The organism is Vibrio sp. 1731 (assembly GCF_033339955.1).
Lineage (GTDB): Bacteria > Pseudomonadota > Gammaproteobacteria > Enterobacterales > Vibrionaceae > Vibrio > Vibrio alginolyticus.
Genome location: NZ_JAWOVO010000031.1, coordinates 20,917 through 43,014 on the forward strand (window position 1 = coordinate 20,917; position 22,098 = coordinate 43,014).

Consider the following 22,098-nt stretch of genomic DNA (forward strand, 5'->3'; position numbering starts at 1 on the left):
TTAGCAAATCACTTTGATTGCTAGACCACCTTGAGATGTTTCGCGGTATTTCGCGTTCATGTCTTTACCTGTTTCTAGCATGGTTTCGATAACCTTATCTAGAGAAACAGTTGGAGCTGAAGAGCGACGTAGTGCCATGCGAGTTGAGTTGATTGCTTTTACTGCCGCAATACCGTTACGCTCGATACATGGAACCTGAACCTGACCTGCAACTGGGTCACACGTTAGACCTAAGTTGTGCTCCATTGCGATTTCTGCTGCCATACATACTTGCTCTGGGCTACCACCCATAAGCTCAGCAAGGCCTGCTGCTGCCATAGAACATGCCACGCCAACTTCACCCTGACAGCCAACCTCTGCACCAGAGATCGACGCGTTACGCTTGTAAAGACCACCGATTGCGCCAGAAGCTGCAAAGTAACGGATGTAATCTTTTTCAGTCACAGTTTGGATGAACTTATCGTAGTAAGCCAGTACCGCAGGGATGATGCCACACGCACCGTTAGTTGGTGCTGTAACAACGCGGCCACCTGCTGCGTTCTCTTCGTTTACTGCGAAAGCAAACATGTTTACCCAATCAACAACAGACATTGGGTCGTTTGTTGTCTTTTCTGAAGTAAGTAGCTGCTGGCGAAGTGCTGCTGCACGGCGAGGCACACGCAGTGGACCAGGCAAAATACCTTCTTCATTCATACCGCGATCCATACACTCGCGCATTGTGCGCCAGATGTTCGCGAAATAAGTACGAGTTTCTTCATCTGAATGAAGCGCATGCTCATTCTTCATGGTTAGTGCGCTGATGGACAATCCACTTTCGTGGCATTGGTTAACCAGTTCCTCTGCCGTTGTAAACGGGTAAGGTACTTTTACTGGGTTCTCAGCTTCTTTACCGAAATTTTCTTCATCAACGATGAAACCACCGCCGATAGAGTAGTAAGTCTTTGAGTACACTTTTTCGTCTTCGATCCACGCGTGGATCTGCATGCCGTTTTCGTGTAGCTCTAGGTTTGTTTTGTGGAAGTTCATTCCACCTTCACGTGGGAACGATACTGTGTGACAGTGCATGCCAACAGGAAGGCGTTCAGTTTCTTCTACACGAGCGATAAAGCCCGGGATAGAATCGATATCAACTTTCTCAGGAGTGTTGCCTGCAAGACCCATGATGATAGCAATATCTGTGTGGTGACCTTTCCCTGTCAGTGATAGTGATCCATAAACGTCAACGGTGATTTTAGTGATGTCGCGCAGTTTTCCCATTGCACGAAGATCATCAATAAACTCTTTACCCGCTTTCATTGGGCCTACAGTGTGTGAGCTTGAAGGTCCAACACCGATTTTATAGATATCAAAAACACTAATCATATCGATTACCTCAGAAGAAAGCCTCCCAAGGGGAGTTGGGAGGCTTAATTTTATCGTTATATTTTTGGATTAATCATACTGCACTGGGCAGAGATGATTAAAGAGCGCCGTAGATTACAGAACTAATTGCAGCAAGACCACAGATTGCTGTGAAAATTTGCACAGGTGCTGAAGTTTTGTACTTAGCCATCGCAGGAACTTTTTGCATTGCGAAGATTGGCATCAAGAATAGGATTGCCGCAATCATTGGTGCACCCATTGTTTCAATCATACCTAGGATGCTTGGGTTAACGATAGCAACGATCCAAGTTGTGATTACAATGAAGATTAGAGACATCTTCTCGATCTTGCTTACTGGTGATTTTGAACGAGATTTCACTAGACCAACTAGACCTTCGTGGGCACCTAAGAAGTGGCCAAAGTAGCTAGAGGTGATCGCTGCGAAAGCAACCAATGGACCCATGTAAGAGATCAGTGGAGATTCATGCACGTTTGCTAGGTAAGAGAGAACAGAGATATTTTGCTCTTGCGCCGTTGCTAGTTGCTCTGGAGACAGAGAAAGTACAACAGAGAAAACGAAGAACATAACAAAGCCCATCAGCATCATTGCTGCGCCACCAGTGATAGCGTCAGTTTTCTTAACTGCGTCATCACCATATACACGACGTTGCTCTTTAGAGAACTGAGAAATGATTGGGCTGTGGTTGAAAGAGAACACAATAACAGGGATTGCTAGCCAAACGATAGCTGGCATTGCACCCCAGTCAGGTGACACTTCCATCATTGAAGTGTTCCAACCAGGAATTAGGTATACAGACAGTGCTAGTAGGATGAACACGAGAGGGTAAACCATTGCTGAAGTTGCTTTCAGCATAAGCTCTTTACCGAATACTACGCCTGCTGTCATTGCAGCAATAAGTGCACCAGAAAGTAGCCAGCGAGGAATAGATTCCATGCCCATTTGGTTAACTAGGAAAGAGTCAACTGTGTTTGTGATACCAACACCGTAGATAAGTACGATTGGGTAGATAGCGAAGAAGTAAGCGAACGTAATAAGGTTTGCGCCAGTCTTACCAAAGTGCTCTTCTACTGTGTCGGTGATGTCCGCTTCAGGGTTTTTCGCAGAAAGAACGAAACGAGCTAAAGATTTGTGTGCGAACCAAGTCATTGGTGCTGCGATTAGGGCTAGGATTACTAATGGCCAGAAGCCACCTGCACCTGCTTTAATAGGAAGGAACAGTACACCTGCACCTACTGCCGTACCAAAAAGGGACAGACACCAGGTAAAGTCTTTGTAAGAAAACTTACTAGACGATTGTGCGGTAGAAACCGCAGAAGTAGTTGTATTCATTTTTTAGTTACTCATTTTGGGAACAGGAAATAAGTCGGGAGTAATTTTGCAAGATTTTACACTAGGAAAATTAGATCTAAATCATTTATTGCTTACGCTTATTGAATGATATGTCAAAAACCTGCTTTTTATCACGAAAATGATGTGCTACTCGTGATTTCTGCTAATGAGTAAAATTAGAAAAACTTATCAATAGGGCTGTTTGTATAAATTTATTTCACCGCAAGCGTTTGCGGTGAAAATGGAAAATTAATCTAATGTGAATGAATGTTTATGAAGCAACGTTTTATTAATATTGATGCGCATAATGATCGCGCCTATAAAAGCACCGATATCAACAACTGTTTAATGTGAAATAATATGTTTTTGCATTGATTCGATAATTTGTGCCGTCATGCCCCAGATGAAATGCTGTCTATATGGGATAGCAAATACACGATGACTGCTTCTTTTTAGGTCAAATTTGGTGCTATACAATTTTTTGGGGTTCAGAATATGGTTGGCAGGAACCTCAAAAACTGACTCTACTTCATTTGGGTCAATATGCGTTTTATATTCCGGAGAAACAAAAGCCAAAAAAGGTGTCACATTAAATTGACTAATCGTTGGTAGTGTAGGCAGTTGACCAAACACATGAATATGCTCATCTTCTATCCCAACTTCTTCTTTGGTTTCCCTTAAAGCGGTATTCACGAGCTGAATATCTTCCTGCTCATATTTGCCACCGGGAAAGCTGATTTGTCCCGGATGATGGCGTAAGTGGGCTGCACGCTTAGTCAGAATGACTTGTAACCCGTCATCGCGTTCCACAAAACCGATTAAGACTGCCGCATCTCTCAGGGACTTTTCTTTCATCCATTTCAGTCGTGCAAGGGACTCTTTGTGGTAGCCCGTTGGAAGCCGAAATTGAAAGTTCTGTAGTAAATGAGTTTTGTCGATAACCAAACTGAGTCCTTATTTATCGTGCCTAACCATTATCTATTATACTCAAAGACGGCAAAGCGTATGGCGTTATCGTTACTGGTTACCAAATAAAGCATTCGCATTAAAACACTCGCCAGCACTTTCCCTCTTTGTGTTGTGTGTCTCACTCTGCTTGAACATATTAATTTGAAACTTATAAGGTTATACACCATTCTTTATTTTAGGACGTCACTATAGGGCAAGTATTGGCCAATGAAAGGGATTATTTTCACCGAGTTCATGGAGTTAGTGGAAGAGAAATTCGGTCTTGATGTGTTAGACCAAGTTCTCGACCTTTCTAACGATGAAGGTGTTTACACCGCTGTTGGTAGTTACGATCACAAAGACTTGGTTAAGTTGATCGTGAATCTCAGTAAAGTATCTGGTGTTCCCCCCGAGCAACTGCAAGAGGTGTTTGGAGAGTGCGTCTTTTTGAATTTACTTCGCTCTATTCCTAGTCACGCCAGTTTGCAACAGTGTGAAACGACGTTTCAATTTGTTCGCCATGTTGAAGACTTTATTCATGTCGAAGTTAAGAAGCTCTATCCTGATGCTAACCCTCCGCAATTTGATTTCATTAGTGAAAACCAATCCCAATTGGTATTTGACTACCACAGCGCAAGATGTATGTCTCACGTATGCTTAGGATTGATAAAAGGTTGTGCTGCACATTTTGGTGAGGTAGTTCATATCAAACATCAAAACCAGTCAGAAGATGGCAGCAAAGTACGTTTTTGGTTAGAGGCTCAATAAGAACGATATGACGGGAAGTTCCTCATTAGAAAGGAAACTCAAACGAGAAGTTGCATCAAGAAAAGCAGCTGAGCAGCTGTTGGAACAGAAAAGCTTAGAGTTATATGAATCCAACCAGCAACTCAGTGTTGCATTGAAAAAGCTAGAGCTGAAATCTAAAAAGGATCTTCGTAAGTTTGAGTTTGAAGAGCAAATTGATGCCACGTTGATTAAGTTCGGTCGTACTTTTTTATCGAGCACGTTCGATGAAGCAATGATAGCGAGCTTTATTGAGCAGCTCACTTCTAACTCGATCATTTCTGCGGCTTACTTGTTTCTTGACGCTACAAAGCTGAGCTCATTGCGTCGTCATCACTTTGGTCACTTACAGCTTCGTCATAACAACGAGATTTTCACCACTCCTAATTGGCAGGGAGAGAATTTGCATTTGCCAGTTATCATTGATGGGGAAACGGTTGGGGAGTTGATTTTCTCTGTGTTGCAAGATCAAATCGATCAGTCTTTTATTTCCAAACAGATGGAGCTCGTGTCTGACTTAGTTCATGGTGTTATTGGTCGACACTTAAGTTTAGAGCGAGAGGTCGAGCTGAGAAAGCGGGCTGAGGAATCAGAAAAAGCGACGAAGGAGTTTGTCGCCATGATTAACCATGAGCTGCGAACTCCTCTCAATGGCGTATTGGGTAGTGCGGAGTTATTGAGTCGAACCCAATTAGAAGAAGAGCAGCGTCAATACTTGAGCAATCTGACTCAATCAGGGGACTTATTGAGAGTTATCATTAATGATCTTCTTGATTTCAGTAAGATGAATGCCGGTATGATGGAAATCATACATAAAGTCTTTGCCTGGGAGGAACTTGAAAAAGCCATCATGGGTGTATTTGCAGCTAAGGCTGCGGAAAAACGTATCCATTTCTCTATCGACAAAAAGCTGGGGATTCCAGAGTTTTTAGTCGGTGACTTAGAGCGCATTACACAAATTTTGGTTAACTTGGTGGGAAACGCGATTAAGTTTACTCACTTGGGTGGTGTCGTGTTACGGGTGGAATGGCTTAACGGCACGGCTTATTTTGAGGTTGAAGACACTGGTATTGGCATCCCAATAAAAGCACAGCCGTCACTCTTTGATCCATTTGTCCAAGTTGATCGCTCGGCGAAACGCAGCTTTGAAGGCTCAGGTTTAGGTCTCGCGATTTGTAAAAACCTTGTGGATTTGATGCAAGGTCAAATTAGCTTTGAGAGTGAAGAGCGCAAAGGCACAACTTTTAAAGTTGCTATTCCTCTTGAGGAAGGGCAAGCACAAGGCACAGCAGAGGGGGAGTTGGTCACCATAGAGCGAAGCGATTTAGCAGGACGCTCAATATTAGTGGTTGATGACATCAGAATGAATCAAGTCATTGTTACTCAAATGCTGAAAAAACTCGACATTACACCTGATTTAAAAGCCAACGGCAAAGAAGCATTAGAAGCGGTGAAAAGTAAAGACTACGAACTGATATTCATGGACTGCCGAATGCCAGAAATGGATGGTTATGAGGCGACGATGTATCTGAGAGAGCGTGGCTTTACTCATCCTATTATTGCATTAACCGCTGGCACTACCATCGAAGAGCGTCAAAAGTGCATTGATTCAGGCATGGACGACATCCTCACTAAGCCGTACACCGCAACCGATATCGAACAGATTATGTGTAAGTGGCTTGAGCAGTAGACGCTGCCTCTTAAAAAGTATGTTTGTTGGCCAACGGCTAAAAGCTAAAGTACATGCAAATAAAACACACAAAAAAACGCACCACACTGGATAATGCCGATCATTTAACGATGTTTTTTGGGTCATTCTAGCGAGCCTTGGCGAGACTGAGAATCTAGTAGCAGCACGATGAGCGGGTAATGAAACAAATTTGACCACAAAGTGCTTGAATAGAAGAACCTGTATCACGCTCCTTCGTCGCTGTGCAGGGTGATGAGATACAGAAATATGCCACTCGCTGTTAAATGAGCGGCATTATCCGTTCTGGAGGCGTTTTAGATTGTTTTCGTCAATAGCATTAAAGCGGCGTTGTGTGCTGTTGAAACCTACGATTGCAGCGCTGGCAAAATCTTTGAAAGCTTATCCAACGTTTCTTGATACTCAGAGGCGCAATCGCTATCTGCCACGACGCCGCCGCCAGCCCAAGCGTAAAGTTTGTTTTTTTCCGCAACAAGAGTTCGGATAGTAATGCTGGTGTCCATACGACCATGGCGTGAAATGTAGCCAATACTGCCGCAATACGCGCTGCGTCGATGCGGCTCCAGTTCTTCAATGATCTGCATTGCGCGAACTTTAGGTGCGCCCGTAATTGAACCGCCTGGAAAACACGCTCGCAGCAAATCCGCAGGAGCGTATTGTTCATCCAAATTTGCACGAATAGTGCTCACCAAATGATGCACGGCAGGGAAGCTTTCAATATCGAACAACTTTGGCACGTGAACGCTACCCGGTGATGCAACCCGACCAATATCATTACGCAGCAAATCGACAATCATCAGGTTTTCTGCCTGATCTTTTTCCGCTGTCTGCAAGTCATGGGCATTAGCGTTATCTTTCTTTGGATCTTCGCTGCGTGGGCGAGTACCTTTGATTGGTTTTGTTTCAATGACGCGATCTTTGAGCTCTAAAAAGCGCTCTGGAGAGATACTCAAAATCGAAGACTCAGGCATACGGATAAAAGCGGAAAATGGCGCTTGGTTGGCGGACTCTAATTTTAGATACGCTTGCCACTCACTGCCTTGATACGGTGCGTTAAAGCGTTGCGCCAAATTGATCTGATAACAGTCACCGCTCAACAAGTATTCTTGCACCTTGTCAAAGCGAGTGGCGTAGCTCTCTTTTGTCATGTTTGACTGCCAAGCACCAGACAAAGCGAAGTCAACGGTTTGTTCTGCTTTTTGCTCGTTTAACCATTGCCAAGCTTGCTCGATGTTCTGACCGACTAAGCATGCTTTTTTAAGCTTGTGGTCAACAACGACGGCCCATTCATACAGACCTACCGCCATATCCGGCGTGTTGAGATCTTTTTCTGCCACTTCTGGCATCGTTTCTACGCGGCGACCTAAATCGTAACTGAAGTATCCTAGCGCACCGCCGACAAAAGGCAAATCCAATTCTTTATTTAACTCTACGTGAGGAAGCCACTGTTCTTGCATCTGATGAAGCAGCGCAAATGGGTCATCTTGAGTTGAATAGGCATTCGATGGCGTTTCAACTTGTGTGTTGTCGGCAGTGGTTTCTAACGTTGCAATTGGGTTGGCAACCAATACATCGAAGCGGCTATCGATATGCGTTTTTGATGCAGAACGCAGCAACATCGCCCAAGGTAGGTGTTGAATGCGAGAAAAAAGGTGAAGAGTAAACTCTGGTGCGTATTCCAGCGCTTTAAAATCAATGAATTGATTGTCCATGTTGTTCATTTGTGTAATTTGTGACAAAGAGATCGTTCACTGCATGGCATGTCATGGGCAGCAAGAGTATCATATTCCTCTGTATAGCCAAACTCCCTCTATTCATAGGGTTTTGAGATGGTTTACAAGTAGGCAACTTCAGCATTTCGTGTGTCGATATCAGCCGTTCGACAATTGTTTATAAAAAACGAAGCTCAAAAGAGCAATAAGCTCAACAAACACGATTGAAGCCAAGCCAATAATGGAAGCATAACTATAACGAGGCATGTAATGACGGTAATACGCAAGCAGGATGTGATCAGCAGTGTCGCTGATGCGCTACAGTATATTTCTTACTACCACCCGCTAGACTTTGTTCAAGCTCTTGAAAAAGCCTATCACCGCGAAGAGAGCCAAGCCGCTAAAGACGCGATTGCTCAGATCTTAATTAACTCCCGAATGTCCGCAGAAGGTCACCGTCCAATTTGTCAGGATACTGGTATTGTGACGTGTTTCGTCAACATCGGTATGGGCGTGCAATGGGATTCGACCGACATGACGGTTCAGCAGATGGTAGATGAAGGTGTTCGACAAGCGTACACGAACCCTGATAACCCGTTGCGTGCGTCAGTACTTATGGACCCTGCTGGTAAACGTATTAATACCAAAGACAACACGCCTGCCGTCGTACATATCAACATGGTTCCGGGCGATAAAGTTGAAATTCAGATCGCTGCGAAGGGCGGCGGTAGCGAAAACAAAACTAAGATGGTGATGCTAAACCCATCTGACGATATTGCTGAGTGGGTAGAAAAAACGCTACCAACAATGGGGGCGGGCTGGTGTCCTCCTGGCATGCTTGGCATTGGTATCGGCGGTACGGCTGAAAAAGCAGCGGTATTGGCAAAAGAATCTCTAATGGAACACATCGATATTCAAGAGCTTATTGACCGTGGCCCACAAAACGCAGAAGAAGAGCTTCGTTTGGATATCTTCAATCGCGTGAACAAACTTGGTATCGGTGCGCAAGGTCTTGGCGGTTTGACGACTGTTGTCGACGTTAAAATCAAAACTGCGCCAACGCACGCGGCTTCTAAGCCTGTTTGTTTGATCCCGAACTGTGCGGCGACTCGTCACGTACACTTCACGCTTGATGGTAGCGGCCCAGCAGAGCTAACACCACCTAAACTAGAAGATTGGCCAGATATCACTTGGGAAGCGGGCGAAAATACGCGTCGCGTAAACTTAGACACAATTACTAAAGAAGAAGTACAAGAGTGGAAGACAGGCGAAACGGTTCTTCTATCAGGTAAAATTCTGACTGGTCGTGATGCTGCGCATAAACGTATTCAAGGCATGCTAGATAACGGTGAAGGTCTACCTGAAGGCGTAGATCTCAACGGTAAGTTCATTTACTACGTAGGCCCTGTTGATGCAGTTGGTGATGAAGTCGTTGGTCCTGCTGGCCCAACAACATCTACGCGTATGGATAAATTCACCGACATGATGCTAGAAAAGACCGGCATCATGGGCATGATCGGTAAAGCTGAGCGTGGCCCTGCAACGGTTGAATCTATCAAGAATCACAAAGCGGTTTACCTAATGGCTGTCGGTGGCGCTGCGTACTTGGTGGCGAAAGCGATCAAGAAAGCTCGCGTTGTCGCATTTGAAGATTTAGGTATGGAAGCGATTTACGAATTTGAAGTTGAAGATATGCCAGTAACAGTGGCTGTCGACTCAAATGGTGTTAACGCGCACCAAATTGGTCCAGACACTTGGAAAGTGAAAATTCAAGAGATGGAGGCATAAGGCAAAAGGCAATCTTGCTGCGTCTCAGTAGAGAGAATGTGACAAGGTGCTGATTTACCTAGCAAACAATTGACAAAAGTGCAGCGAAACCTGCACTTTTTGTCTATATAATTAAGGATATAAACCTTTAGGCATAGCAATCAAACGTTATGCGAACAATAATTAGGAGACGGCATGCCTCGTTTTATTCAGATTCTACAAATTATTCTTGCTGTAGTGATAGGTGGCTTTGTTGGCTATGACTTGATTCTTCACGGTATCAGCATCTTTGATGAAAAGTACGTGACCATCACATGTGTGTTGTGGTTGATTTTAGAAATCGCTCTATTTGTTATCTATAAGTTGATCGAAGACGACTAGGCTTAAAGAAAGCGGGTTCCTGTTTAACATAGTAATCAGCGCATATAGAGTTACTAATGCTGTAGATTAAGTAAGCCTCTGAACAACTCAGGGGCTTTTCTTTTTTTAATACAGCATCAAACCGGATGTTTTGTTCATCTTTTATTAAGGTATATAAAGTTAAACTCATAGAATTCGGGATAGAACAGTATTCATAGATCGAAATTCGAAGTCGCTGACAACGTTGTTTTAAAGTGGAGTAAGATAAAGAAGCGTAATGAAGAGAATAAAGAAAGAAGTTAATGACTTTATCAACAGAGGTATGGACTCTAATGTTCGAATTGCTGTCACCGGACTTTCTCGTGCCGGTAAGACGGCATTCATCACGTCATTAGTGAATCAGCTTCTTCATACTGCAACCCATGACAATTTGCCTCTTTTGACTGCGGCTAGAGATAAGCGCCTTATTGGGGCGAAGCGTGAGCCTCAATCGAATATGATGGTGCCACGCTTTGCTTACGATGAGGCGATGAGCCAAATTCATGCCACTCCACCTCAGTGGCCAGTACCGACACGTGATGTGAGTGAGATTCGCTTAGCGCTCAAGTACAAACCAAATAAAACTACGAAAAAGCTGTTGAGTAAAACCACAATTTTAAATGTTGATATTATCGACTATCCAGGAGAGTGGTTGCTCGACCTGCCTTTATTGGACATGGACTTTGCAACGTGGTCGCAAACTCAGTTTGATGCACTTAAAGGCCAGCGTGGCGATTTAGCCAAAGCTTGGCTTTCTGAACTGGAGAAAGTGGGTCTCTTTGCAGAAGTGAATGAGAAACTACTTGAGAAAGTTGCACACACATACACAGAGTTCCTTCATTCTTGTAAAGACTCTGGCCTTCATTGGGTTCAGCCTGGCCGCTTTGTATTACCTGGTGAGCTAGCAGGCGCGCCGGTGCTGCAGTTTTTTCCGTGTCGTGCTGATTCGGAAAGCAAAGCGCCCAAGGGCAGTAACTTAGCGATGCTAGAAGCCCGTTTTCAGGAATACCAACAGAAAGTAGTGAAAGCGTTTTATAAGCATCATTTTGCGACCTTCGATCGCCAGATTGTACTGGTGGATTGTTTGCAGCCTCTCAATGCCGGTGATGAAGCGTTTTACGACATGCGCCAAGCGCTAGAACAGATCATGCATAGCTTCCGCTATGGTCGTAGTAGCTTTTTGCGTCGTTTGTTCTCACCAAAAATCGACAAAGTGTTGTTTGCTGCTACAAAAGCGGATCATATCACGCCCGATCAGCACCCAAATTTGGTGTCTCTGCTCCAACAAATGGTGCATCCAGCATGGCAAACGGCAGCCTACGAGAATATTGAGATGAGCTGCATGAGTATCGCTTCTATCCAAGCAACCACGACGGGGTTTATTTCCTCTGGAGATAAGACCATCCCGGCGTTACAAGGAACAACATTGGGTGGTGAGCCGATGACTATGTTTCCCGGAGAGGTGCCGAAAAAGCTACCAAATGCAGCTTATTGGCAAAACAACGGGTTTGATTTTACGTCGTTTCGTCCGATGCCCTCACCGAATGATGAGCCAGTGAAGCACATACGCTTAGACAAAGCACTGGATTACCTGATTGGAGATAAATTGAAATGAGTGAGTTGAAGCAAAAACAAGTTTTCTCTGAAAAGGTAATGGAAAAAGAGCAGCAATCGAATCAACCGGAGTTGACGGCGCAGCAAACATTCGGCGAAAAAGAAACATTTGTACCTGTTGAAGTTAAAGAAGCGCACCAGGAGACCGAACAGGAATTGCAACTCGAGCATGTCATTCGTCCAAAATCGGGCAGAAAATGGCTCGCGACTGGCGTATTTGCAACTTTTGCTGGTTTGGTTGGTTGGCAAGCGGTGGACTCGGTTATAACCGCAATTCAGGCTTCTGATTGGCTGGCCTTAAGCTGGACGGGGTTTATTGCTGCGATCGCTTCGCTTGGTTTAGGAGCTATGGGTAAAGAGCTTTGGAAACTGCGAAAACTACGAAATCATTTTAGTGTTCAAGAAGAAGCAGAAGCACTTGTTAATAGTGAGAGCGTTGGGAAAGGGAAAGCCTTTTGCGAAACCGTAGCAGAACAAAGTGGTGTGATGGCAGAGAATCCGGGCTTTGATCGTTGGCAGAACAGTATTAACCCTGCTCATAGTGACGCTGAAATTCTTGATATGTATGACTCGATGGTTGTGAGCCAACAAGACAAGTTGGCAACGAAAATCGTATCACAGCACGCAACCGAGTGTGCGGCCCTAGTCGCCGTGAGCCCTCTGGCTGCCGCTGATATGTTGCTGGTGGCTTGGCGAAATTTCAAAATGATCGACAACCTCTCCAAGGTATATGGGGTAGAGCTAGGTTATGCATCTCGCATCAAGTTACTAAGAGCGGTATTTGTCAATATGGCGGCGGCTGGTGCCAGTGAGCTCGCTATTGATGCCAGTATGGATTTGATGTCGATGGATCTTGCTGGCAAAGTTTCTGCTCGTGCGGGGCAGGGACTAGGTGTTGGTATTCTAACGGCACGTTTGGGCTTGAAAGCGATGACCTTATTGCGTCCACTACCCTGGTATCCTGACCGTCAGGTTAAGTTGGGCACCATACGCAAGGCAGTGGCGGCGAAAGTTGCATCAATTACGATGAAACCGTAACGAATATCAACTTTGATGGATAGGATTGCTTGACGCCATTCCAAGCATGATAGAAACTACTGTCAACTTTTCCTGACAGTTGTGAATTGGGATATTTTAAGTGCGTCTTGAAGTCTTATGTGAAGATCGACTCGGCTTGACCCGAGAACTGCTCGATATTTTAGCGTCTAAAAGCATCGACTTGCGTGGTATCGAAATCGATATTAGCGGTATTATCTATTTGAATTGCCCAGATATTGATTTTGATACGTTTAGTGAGCTGATGGCTGAAATCCGCCGTATTCCGGGGGTGAAAGACGTACGTAAAATCCAGTTTATGCCGATGGAGCGCCACAATACGGAGCTGCTCTCGTTAGTTGATAACTTGCCCGATCCGGTTTTTGCCATTGATCTTAAAGGTGCCGTAGACATGGCAAACATGTCTGCACTTTCATTGCTTGGCCTTCACAAGCAAGAAGTGATTGGTACTCAAATCGGTGCTTTGTTACCAAGTGTTCGTTTCTCTCGTTGGTCTGAAGGTGTTAATGGTCGAACGCGGGAAAACCTTGTGATTGATGGCTTGGACTATGTTCTAGAGTTGATGCCCGTTTATATCCGAGACGAAGCGCAAAACTCGACTCTAGCGAGTACTCTAATGACGATTCGCTCTAGTCAGCAAGTTGCCAGAATTGAAGAAGCGCTACCGCTGCATAATCCTCTGGGTTTTGAGCACTTTGTTGGTATATCGAACCGTCATAAAGCACTAATGAACCAAGCTAAGAAGCTGTCTGTGCTTGACCAACCATTGTTGATTGAGGGCGAAACGGGGACTGGTAAAGAAATGCTTGCTAAAGCTTGCCACAGCCGTTCTAGCCGCGCGAGCAAGCCATTCCTAGTTTTGAGTTGTGCTTCGATGCCTGACGATGTAGCAGAAACCGAGCTGTTTGGTCATGCGCCGGGTTCATTTAATCATGAACAAGGCCACAAAGGCATCTTTGAGCAAGCAAATGGCGGGACGGTATTTCTTGATGAAATCGGTGAAATGAGTTCGCACCTTCAAATCAAGCTGTTACGTTTTCTACAGGATGGTAATTTCCGTCGTGTCGGTGCAGAAGATGAGATGCATGTCGATGTTCGTATCATCGCTTCAACAAAACATAACCTTGCCGAGCTTTCTGAAGCAGGAATGTTCCGTGAAGATTTGTATTATCGTCTCAACGTACTTACGCTCAGCATTCCTCCGTTACGTAAGCGCTCAAACGACGTTGCACCATTGCTTGAGTTGTTTGTGGCGAAACATGCTCAACAGCTTGGGATTGATAAGCCAGAGTTTGATGATGGTCTAGTTGATGCCCTTGCAAATTATCAGTGGCCAGGAAACATGCGCCAGCTGGATAACATGGTTCTTCGAGCGCTCACGGAAATGGATGGTGGTATACTAAACGCGGATCACTTCAATTTACCTCAGCCTCAGTCAGTCGGCGCTGGTAGTGCAACGCTTAACATCGACGGTTCATTGGATGAGATCATGCGTGATTATGAATCTCAAGTTCTGGAACGTTTGTATCAGTCATTCCCATCAAGCCGCAAGCTTGCTAAGCGCTTAAATGTATCGCATACCTCAATCGCTAATAAACTGCGTGATTACGGTATCCGTAAGAATTAATCGAATTGAACGAAAAGACGGAATTAATCATTTGTAATGGAAGATAACAGCTCATCTATCGCCGTTCATAAGTTGGACGGTGACTTGCTTCTTCGTACCGCTGAAATCGGTGACGCAGATATGATTGCCGAATATTTTCAAGCCAACCGAGAATACCTGAAACCGTTTGAACCGAAACGTGAAGAGGCTTTTTTCTCAGTGAACGGTTGGTTGCAAAAGCTTATCAAGCTCAATGAGCTGCATCGAATGGGATTGGGGTATTATTGCCTTTTAGTCAGAGCCTCTTCGGGTGAAATGCTAGGTACGATATCCTTTAGTAGTTTGAGTCGTTTTCCTTTTTATTCTTGTAACGTCGGATATTCTCTCGCTGAAAAAGCGCAAGGGCATGGTTATATGCGTCGTGGATTAACCATGGCTTGCGACTACATGTTTAACGTTCAGAAACTGCATCGTATTCAAGCTGGCTACATGCCTCACAATAAACGCAGTGAAGCTGTGCTAGAGCATGTAGGGTTCAACCGAGAAGGGTATGCAAAAGATTACCTTTTGATTAATGGTGAGTGGCAAGACCACGTTCTAACGTCGCTTACTAATCCGAATTGGCAGCCAGAAGGGCGATAGTATGGAACGATTGGAAAAGCAGTTAGCACTTGTAATCGAGCTCGATAAACTCAAAAGCATTTTGCGCCGAACTCGAGTTAAAAGTGCTGAAGGGCGCCTCGAAAATAGTGGTGAGCATAGTTGGCATGTCGCACTGATGGCAATATTGATGGAAGAGCATGCGAATGCACCTGTTGATATTTGCCGAGTGATGAAAATGTTATTGATACATGACGTAGTAGAGATCGACGCGGGCGATACCTTTGTTTATGATACTGCTGCGTCTCAAGAGCAAGCAGAAAAAGAAATTAGAGCTGCAGAGCGCTTGTTTGGTATGTTACCCAGCGATCAGGAGCAAGAGCTATTGGCGCTTTGGCATGAATTTGAAGCCGCGCAGACCGATGATGCTAAGTATGCAAAAGCACTCGATCGGTTAATTCCAATGCTCTTGAACTACCATAATAATGGTCAGAGTTGGAAGGAACATGGTGTCTCACGCGAACAAGCACTTACCATTAATAAACGAATTGAATTTGGCTCTGTTACCTTATGGGACAAAGCGAAAGAGTTGATTGAAGAAGCCACAGAGAAAGGTTGGCTGAAATCGTAATAAAGGAGACTGAATGTCTTATTTGCCTTTGGACGAATACCAAAGAAAATGGATTTTTACGCATCAGTCGATGCCTGTGCCAGAAGAAGATTTGGCTTTTATTAAGCCGATGAGCCAAGCCCGCTCAGCACAATTTTGGAAAGAAAATATCAGTGCTCAAAGCCCTGATATGGATAGACTAAGTTCCCAAGACTGGCCAATGAACGAGGCGAATTGGTCTGAAACTGTGGATTGGATGGCTGCGTGGGAGTCGGATGATCCTGACATGCCAGCGGAAGCTGAGGCACATATCGATTGGCAAGACGATGTAACCGTTTACTTTTGCTACGAGAAGTACAATGTCATCGAAACGAAATGGTCTATTTTTAAAAAGCACTGGAAGAACTTTCTCTTTTATGACGATGGTCCGATACTAATAGGACGTCGCCGTTCGCAAGCACTTTGGTTTGATTCAAAAGGCAATGTGAAACTCGGTGTTCGTCAATAAAGAGTTATAAAACAAAGCCACCTTTCGAGGTGGCTTTGTTTTTCTAAAGGCTGGATAATGGACTCAACACACCACCAGCCCCGCGCTCGATAACGTGAGTATAGATTTGCGTGGTTTTTACATCAGTATGCCCTAATTGTTCCTGAACAGTTCTAATGTCTGCGCCAGATTCCAATAAGTGCGTGGCAAAACTGTGTCTTAGTGTGTGGCAAGTTACAGTTTTCTCAATGCTTGCGTCGCTTGCCGCGCGCTTTACTGCTCTTTGTATTGCGCTTTCATTGATATGATGCCTTCTCAATTCACCAGTGTCTCGATCTGCGCTTAACTTTGTTGATGGAAACAAAAAGTGCCAGTTAAAATCTAGCTCCGCTTTTGGGTATTTACGTCGTAAACCTTCAGAGATGTATACGCCCGCATAACCAGGCATGTGCCTATCTTTAAAGTAGTAGTTTCTTGCTAAATTAACTTGAGCTTTGAGTGGTTCATGTAGTTCTTTGGCTAATGTGACTGTACGATTTTTACCTCCTTTTCCTTGCCAAACGCGAACTGCACCATAATCATAATCGATGTCTTGAACTCTTAAGCGTAAACATTCCATAACTCGAAGCCCGGAGCCGTAAAGTAGCTGAATATGGAGTCTATACCTCGGGTCGATATGCTGAACGAATCTTCGGATCTCCTCCCTGGTTAACACAACGGGAAGTTTCTTTTCGGTCAAGGATTTCTGAAATCTCATATCAAGTGATAGTGGGGTTTTAAAATAATCACGATATAAAAATGATATTGAGTTCAGCGCCAAAGCTTGCGTTTTTACCGCAACTTTTTCTTCTACCGCTAAGTAACTCAGAAATTGAATGACATCATCTTCTGCTAGTGTTGATGGGTGGGCGAGCTGGTGAAAAGTGATAAAACGTTTTATCCAAAATAGATAACTTTCGATAGTTTTATTCGCATAATGACGAGTAAGCATGTGCTCTTTTACACTAAGTAAAAACTGACTTTTCATGATAAATTAACCTGTTTATTTACACAGTTCCGTTAATGTATCACCACTTTTGAAATTAGCGTGCTGTGCGCCGCCTAATTGCGCGCGCCACCACACATATTCATACTGTTTTTCTATTTGTTTCATACAGATAAGTGCTACGATTGATAGCGCTTTTGATAAGAAAGAAGGCGGTAGCCTGCCAGAAAGACGGCAAGTCGCCGTATAGAAAGCGTTAGCTGCAAGGAGGTAAAATTGAGTTATTTTGCAAGATTTGAAAAAATAAATGGTCAACTTTTTAGGTTTGATACTCGTATTTACCTTACGGAGTTTGACCCGCAAGAACCGAGTGTTTGTGTCGGAGCCATAGTTGGTAAAAATCCTGGTTCGGCTCAACCTCACATTTTTGGAGAACTGCAACCTCTCGATCTCAATGGCGACAAAATGCTTCCAGCCGTTCGCAATCGCTTTTTGGATGCTTATAAAATTGCTCAGAAGGACATTCCTATAAACGCTTATGTTCGTGTCTGGAACCTTTTTTACTTATGCGACGCTGACTTGAGCTCCGCATGTAACAAAATTGCGAATTTCAGTAATATACCGACTTGTGAAAGTGAAAAAGAGTATACCCCTATAATTTGGTTCGGTTGGGGTGGGAGTGATAATAGGTTAAATTCCTATAAAAATAGATTTATATCTAAAACATGGGACAACCAGTTTTATTATAGTCATGTGGAGAAAAGAGTAGTCAACCAACTCCCTTGTCCTGAATCATTTGCTAAACACACACAAGGCATGCCTTCTGAGCCAGTAAATGGGCATCTCTCAGAAATAATTTAGTATACAGCTAACAAAGCATTTAAGAGTGATTCGCAACGCTTGGCGTTTTCGCTTCGCTCAAGTATAGCCAAGCGTCGCTCACACCTTAATGCGGCGTTAGTTTACCAATCAATATCATCACCCTAAGTTCAAATCTAGGGTGAAACCTTGATTATAAATGGTTCTGAGGAAGCTGTGATTGACCGAGTATAGCTACAACTAAAATGAAACCATCTTCCTTTGTAAAGTAAGCGGTATGCTTGCCTACGGGAAAATAGAATCCGCTTGGGTAGATTTCATCACAACTGCGACCAACAGCTGGATTATCAGCAAGCATTTGAAAACCAGTTAGTAACGTATCTTTATAGCTTCGCCACTGCATCTCGGAGAAATTGTTCACTGTATAGCTTTTAATTTTCCGTAAATGAGCCTGAGCTAATTTACTCAGTTTGTATTTGTTCTTTTGCATATCGGGTTATAAGGCGTTTAAAAAGTCTTCACCATCAACCACATCACCTTGTGCTAAGTCTTGTTTTGCGGACTCGAAGCAATGTCTAAGGTAATCGGCTTTCATTGCTTCTAGTTCTTCATAGTCCTTGATAGACATTACAACTACGGCATCTTTACTGTTCTTGCTAATCTTCACAGGCTCTCGTTGGGCGCTTAGGAGTAGCTCACCAAAATTACGTTTGGCATCATTTGCTGTTAATGTATGCATGATCAATCTCCAAATCTGGAATTACAGTAAGATTATAGTTGGTCGCATGAAATGGTCAATCTAATTAAATCGCGCGATTTGTGCGAAAGGTAAACTAACAAGCAATTTAAGAGGGATTCACAACGCTCGGCATTTTTGCTTCTACTTCAAATTTAGTGTTTATGGCACAATGCTTTAGGTTAGGGTGGAGGCGTTGTTCACCCCTTAATTGGGCGTTAGGGCTATCAAAAGTTAGGAGTACAAATTGAAGACGAATTATATTCTTATTGATTTTGAGAATGTACAGCCAAAGAACTTATCGTTGCTAGAGGGACACCCTTTTAAAGTCATAGTCTTTGTTGGTGCAAATCAAACAAAGGTTCCTTTTGATATCGCAACTGCTATGCAAAACCTAGGCTCTAGCGCACAGTACATTAAAATAGATGGAAATGGACCAAATGCTTTGGATTTCCATATTGCCTATTATATTGGCAGTATTTCAGCGTTAGATAAGGACTGTTTTTTCCATATTATTTCCAAAGATTCAGGCTTTGATCCTTTGATCAAACATCTCAAAAGTAGAAAAATATTGGCTAATCGTGTTAAAGACGTTTCAGAAATCCAAGTATTAAAAATCTCTAACACCAAGTCCGACTCGGAAAGAATCAGTGCAATAACCGAATACCTTATAACTCGTGGTGTCTCGAAGCCTAGAGCAGTAAAAACATTATCTAATTCAATTCGCCAGTTGTTTATGAAGCAACTTGAAGACAAAGAAGTAGATCATTTAGTTGAACTCTTAGTTGCTGCTAAATTAGTTTCAATTAATGGCACAAAAGTGAGCTATAACTTACCAAAATAGCCCTAACAAACAATTTAAGAGTGATTCCTAACGCTTGGCAATTTTGGTGTAAAATTGGGCTTTAGTGATTACGGTGGTTTTATCGAGTTGCGTGGTAGCGTTACTCACACCTTAATTGGGCGTTAGGCTTCTTAGCTTCCACACGCACCTCCAAGATGATTATAAATTAAAGAGAATATATGGATATTAGAATACAAGCGGTAGTGATTTCGTCAGTAGTAGCGATTTCTTTATTTTTCATAAGAGATTTGCTACTCCCGAAATTGAAAGCAACAAAGGAAGAGAAAAAGCAAAAGATTGAAATCTACAAAAAGTATGCTGAACCATTAGGGAAGTCTGCTGAAAGTATGTTTTGGCGTTTGAATGAAATCTTTTCTAACGGAACAAAGGCAAAGTTTTTGGAGCGTGGGAAAGTTATCACAGACTTCGATAACTACAAATATATCAGTACTCTATATCGTTTGGGTGCGCTATTAGGTTGGATAACTGCTATTAAAAAAGAGCAGTCATATATTAGAGCAAGTAATGATGGTGATAGTAAGAAACTCTTAGAAGCGCTAAATAAACTAGAAAAGTCACTAGCTGATGGACCTCATACTGAGGAAAATCGAGCAAGGTATTTATGCGAGATTTGGAGTATAGAGGTTCCGCAAGCTGAATTAATGGCGCTAGGTTCTGAAATATCACGTATTGTAAAGCATGAACTAAAAGTTAGCGAAGTTCAGTTAATTAGTGATCTATCTGCTGACCGAAATCTGGAAGTTGCTCGACAATGTGCGGATTATTTATGTGATTCTCTCGACATAGCTAGGATTGCTGACGAACAATTAAGAGTTACACAGTTCGATGTGGCAAAGCGATTGGCTATTAGAGAAGCATGGATATATCGCGATTGGCAAACAGGTATTGGTGAATTGATGCTAGTCAAATCTGAGTCCAAGAATCGTACTTTTGATGTGATTGGCTATAAAGAGTTTGAAGCCATGTTTGAAAGTGAAGAGCCTGAGCATCAAAAATGGGTTAAAAGGTTAGGTAAATTATTTGACGGTGTGGCGGTAAATAATGTTGATGCAAATGATATGCGTATTGAACAATTGCAAAAGACATATAAATCTATTGCCAATCTGATAATAACAATTCAAGAATCCGAAGTTGATTTAGGTTTGTTGGGGACAGAGACAATAGGTAAAGCTAAGTCTGTCTGTTCAGAAGCCTAACAAACAATTTAAGAGTGATTCAGCACGCTTGGCATTTTTGGCTTGAGTTAAGTTCTGTGTTTACGGTGGTCAAATCAGGTGTCGTGGTTGCGTGCTTCACACCTTAATTGAGCGTTATGTGTTTACGAGGTAATAATGATTGATGCACGTCTAAAGCAATATTGGCTGGATGAACTTAAAGCCTCAGCACATTTTCTAGAGGGACTTTATCGCTCTGGAGAGTGGAGTGAACGGCTAGAATATGAGGTTGAAAAATCGATATTTGTTGGGTTTTACGCTATTCGGAAGTTACAGGAAAGCGGGCATTTGGATCAACGCGTATCCAGCCTGAATTGGACATTAACAGCTTATCCTTCTTGCGAAGAAGCTAAATCAGAAAAATGGATTCGTAATTACAATCACAGCAAGGGCTTTGCTAAGCTGTTTAGCCTAAAGAAAATGTGCCACCAATTTGTTCATAGCGTTCACTTTTCGCCATTTGTGCCTGATGAGAGCTTCTGTGTGGGGTTCTATTTTGTTTCTGACTATGACAGTAAGAAAGAACTGTATTACATTCAATTGGTTAATGTTCTCAATGTCTTCTTAAGCGTGGCAAGCGGGAAGAATGTTAAGCTAAAAATTGATCATAGTGAGAATAGTCTTTCTGTCAATTTAGCCAACACATAACAAACTGTTTAAGAGTGATTCGCAACGCGTGGCATTTTTACTATGCGTTAGTTTTAGTGGTTAAGGTGGTATGCGGGAGCATTGGTATTGCGTTGCTCACACCTTAACAGGGCGTTATACGACATATGTAGTTAAAACTCATTGCATATTACTTATCTATGTTTAACAATCAATCCAATCGTTTGAGGAAATATTTTTCTAACTTTTTAACCCAAACGAGGATGTGTTATGTTTAAAGTTTCTGACTTTACAATAGTTAGCGGCCGGCTGATGGTAAAAAAGGATAGCTATGGGCTTAGCCAGATAAAGAGTGTTAAAGTCGTTGAAAATAAGGTGTCATCGCATCTAATCAAAGCGATTGTTACTTCAGTTATAGCTTCAAGTATTTTGTGGTTGTTCGAACCATTTGCGACTCTTTGGGGATTTAGTATCAATGCTGGCTTAGTGGCTTTACTCGTTACGTTTCCAGTTGTTTTCTTCCTTTCAGTCTATCGTTCGAAGTACCAGTTGCAAGTTGAGTTTGAACATCGAGATGAAGTGGGGCTTCAATGGGTAACAGTTGCAAGTGGCAGAACAGAGCAAGAGTTAACTGCGTTTAAAAAAGTCGCACAGGATTTGGCGCGCGCTATCGTATAACAAAGCATTTAAGAGTGATTCCCAACGCTTGGCATTTTTCATTCCATCGTTGGGTTTCGTGTTTATGGCGCATTGGTTTAGTGCTGAGGTAGCGTTGCTCACACCTTAATGCGGCGTTATAACCTTAGAGGGAAAAATGGAACTTAGAGCATTTGAAAAAGAAGACCATGACCTGCTTATCGGGTGGAT

General features: G+C 43.1%; 22 protein-coding genes. 15 read left to right on the plus strand and 7 right to left on the minus strand.

Annotated elements, in window-relative coordinates; genetic code table 11:
* The 3 genes from R7035_RS23075 to R7035_RS23085 form a co-directional block, all read right to left on the minus strand.
* Positions 1-1,362 (minus strand): L-serine ammonia-lyase, encoded by a 1,362-nt coding sequence (locus R7035_RS23075; RefSeq protein ID WP_042522776.1) that lies wholly within the window; start codon positions 1,360-1,362, stop codon positions 1-3.
* Positions 1,363-1,459: 97 nt separating this feature from the next.
* Positions 1,460-2,713 (minus strand): aromatic amino acid transport family protein, encoded by a 1,254-nt coding sequence (locus R7035_RS23080; protein WP_005388284.1) that lies wholly within the window; start codon positions 2,711-2,713, stop codon positions 1,460-1,462.
* 345 nt (positions 2,714-3,058) lie between these two features.
* Positions 3,059-3,658, minus strand: coding sequence for a CoA pyrophosphatase (locus R7035_RS23085; RefSeq protein ID WP_005376901.1), 600 nt, complete (start codon positions 3,656-3,658; stop codon positions 3,059-3,061).
* A gap of 231 nt (positions 3,659-3,889) precedes the next feature.
* Between R7035_RS23085 and R7035_RS23090 the strand changes: the two genes are divergently transcribed.
* Both R7035_RS23090 and R7035_RS23095 read left to right on the plus strand, forming a co-directional pair.
* A complete protein-coding gene (locus R7035_RS23090; protein ID WP_005388282.1) occupies positions 3,890-4,429 on the plus strand; it encodes a heme NO-binding domain-containing protein in 540 nt (179 codons plus the stop codon).
* A gap of 7 nt (positions 4,430-4,436) precedes the next feature.
* Entirely contained in the window at positions 4,437-6,137 is a 1,701-nt protein-coding gene (locus R7035_RS23095) for an ATP-binding protein (RefSeq protein ID WP_005376903.1), read from the plus strand.
* 365 nt (positions 6,138-6,502) lie between these two features.
* Here the strand turns inward: R7035_RS23095 and pabB are convergent, their stop codons facing one another.
* Positions 6,503-7,867 carry an aminodeoxychorismate synthase component I gene (gene pabB / locus R7035_RS23100; protein WP_054729084.1) on the minus strand — a complete coding sequence of 455 codons (1,365 nt, stop codon included), beginning with the start codon at positions 7,865-7,867 and terminating at the stop codon, positions 6,503-6,505.
* A 270-nt stretch (positions 7,868-8,137) separates the two neighbouring features.
* Here pabB and R7035_RS23105 point away from each other — a divergent pair, with 270 nt between their 5' ends.
* The 8 genes from R7035_RS23105 to R7035_RS23140 all read left to right on the plus strand — a co-directional run bounded on the left by R7035_RS23105 (position 8,138) and on the right by R7035_RS23140 (position 16,027).
* The gene (locus tag R7035_RS23105; RefSeq protein WP_005376905.1) at positions 8,138-9,655 is read left to right on the plus strand and encodes a fumarate hydratase; all 1,518 of its coding nucleotides are present in this window, start codon (positions 8,138-8,140) and stop codon (positions 9,653-9,655) included.
* 174 nt (positions 9,656-9,829) lie between these two features.
* Positions 9,830-10,015, plus strand: a complete 186-nt coding sequence (locus R7035_RS23110) for a hypothetical protein (RefSeq protein ID WP_005376906.1) — start codon at positions 9,830-9,832, stop codon at positions 10,013-10,015.
* Positions 10,016-10,271: 256 nt separating this feature from the next.
* Positions 10,272-11,648 (plus strand): YcjX family protein, encoded by a 1,377-nt coding sequence (locus tag R7035_RS23115; protein ID WP_132936780.1) that lies wholly within the window; start codon positions 10,272-10,274, stop codon positions 11,646-11,648.
* Positions 11,645-12,685: a YcjF family protein gene (locus R7035_RS23120; protein ID WP_132936779.1), complete on the plus strand. Its 1,041-nt coding sequence runs from the start codon at positions 11,645-11,647 to the stop codon at positions 12,683-12,685. Before R7035_RS23115 ends, R7035_RS23120 begins: the two co-directional genes overlap by 4 nt.
* A 100-nt stretch (positions 12,686-12,785) precedes the next feature.
* Positions 12,786-14,330: a transcriptional regulator TyrR gene (gene tyrR, locus R7035_RS23125; RefSeq protein WP_005376914.1), complete on the plus strand. Its 1,545-nt coding sequence runs from the start codon at positions 12,786-12,788 to the stop codon at positions 14,328-14,330.
* Between the two features lie 36 nt (positions 14,331-14,366).
* Entirely contained in the window at positions 14,367-14,951 is a 585-nt protein-coding gene (gene rimJ, locus R7035_RS23130) for a ribosomal protein S5-alanine N-acetyltransferase (RefSeq protein ID WP_132936778.1), read from the plus strand.
* Position 14,952: 1 nt separating this feature from the next.
* On the plus strand, positions 14,953-15,540 hold the full coding sequence (locus R7035_RS23135; protein WP_005376917.1) for an HD domain-containing protein: 588 nt from the start codon (positions 14,953-14,955) through the stop codon (positions 15,538-15,540).
* A 13-nt stretch (positions 15,541-15,553) separates the two neighbouring features.
* Complete coding sequence (locus R7035_RS23140; RefSeq protein ID WP_017636094.1) at positions 15,554-16,027, plus strand: DUF2947 domain-containing protein; 474 nt, start codon at positions 15,554-15,556, stop codon at positions 16,025-16,027.
* 43 nt (positions 16,028-16,070) lie between these two features.
* On the opposite strand, the gene R7035_RS23145 is transcribed toward R7035_RS23140, so the two are convergent.
* Complete coding sequence (locus R7035_RS23145; protein ID WP_017636093.1) at positions 16,071-17,033, minus strand: integron integrase; 963 nt, start codon at positions 17,031-17,033, stop codon at positions 16,071-16,073.
* A gap of 234 nt (positions 17,034-17,267) precedes the next feature.
* On the opposite strand from R7035_RS23145, the gene R7035_RS23150 reads away from it, so the two are divergent.
* The gene (locus R7035_RS23150) at positions 17,268-17,852 is read left to right on the plus strand and encodes a hypothetical protein (protein ID WP_085570168.1); all 585 of its coding nucleotides are present in this window, start codon (positions 17,268-17,270) and stop codon (positions 17,850-17,852) included.
* Positions 17,853-18,003: 151 nt separating this feature from the next.
* Here R7035_RS23150 and R7035_RS23155 read toward each other — a convergent pair whose 3' ends face one another.
* Together R7035_RS23155 and R7035_RS23160 are read right to left on the minus strand one after the other, a co-directional pair.
* Positions 18,004-18,300, minus strand: coding sequence for a type II toxin-antitoxin system RelE/ParE family toxin (locus R7035_RS23155; protein ID WP_045623917.1), 297 nt, complete (start codon positions 18,298-18,300; stop codon positions 18,004-18,006).
* A 6-nt stretch (positions 18,301-18,306) separates the two neighbouring features.
* Complete coding sequence (locus R7035_RS23160) at positions 18,307-18,549, minus strand: type II toxin-antitoxin system Phd/YefM family antitoxin (protein WP_000557294.1); 243 nt, start codon at positions 18,547-18,549, stop codon at positions 18,307-18,309.
* A 244-nt stretch (positions 18,550-18,793) separates the two neighbouring features.
* Between R7035_RS23160 and R7035_RS23165 the strand changes: the two genes are divergently transcribed.
* The 4 genes from R7035_RS23165 (at position 18,794) to R7035_RS23180 (ending at position 21,909) form a co-directional block, all read left to right on the plus strand.
* Positions 18,794-19,390 (plus strand): PIN domain-containing protein, encoded by a 597-nt coding sequence (locus R7035_RS23165; protein ID WP_103161755.1) that lies wholly within the window; start codon positions 18,794-18,796, stop codon positions 19,388-19,390.
* Between the two features lie 179 nt (positions 19,391-19,569).
* Positions 19,570-20,607: a hypothetical protein gene (locus R7035_RS23170; protein ID WP_025631051.1), complete on the plus strand. Its 1,038-nt coding sequence runs from the start codon at positions 19,570-19,572 to the stop codon at positions 20,605-20,607.
* Positions 20,608-20,742: 135 nt separating this feature from the next.
* Positions 20,743-21,273, plus strand: coding sequence for a hypothetical protein (locus R7035_RS23175; RefSeq protein WP_054702813.1), 531 nt, complete (start codon positions 20,743-20,745; stop codon positions 21,271-21,273).
* Positions 21,274-21,501: 228 nt separating this feature from the next.
* Positions 21,502-21,909, plus strand: coding sequence for a hypothetical protein (locus R7035_RS23180; RefSeq protein ID WP_262652396.1), 408 nt, complete (start codon positions 21,502-21,504; stop codon positions 21,907-21,909).
* The last annotated feature ends 189 nt before the right edge of the window (positions 21,910-22,098 follow it).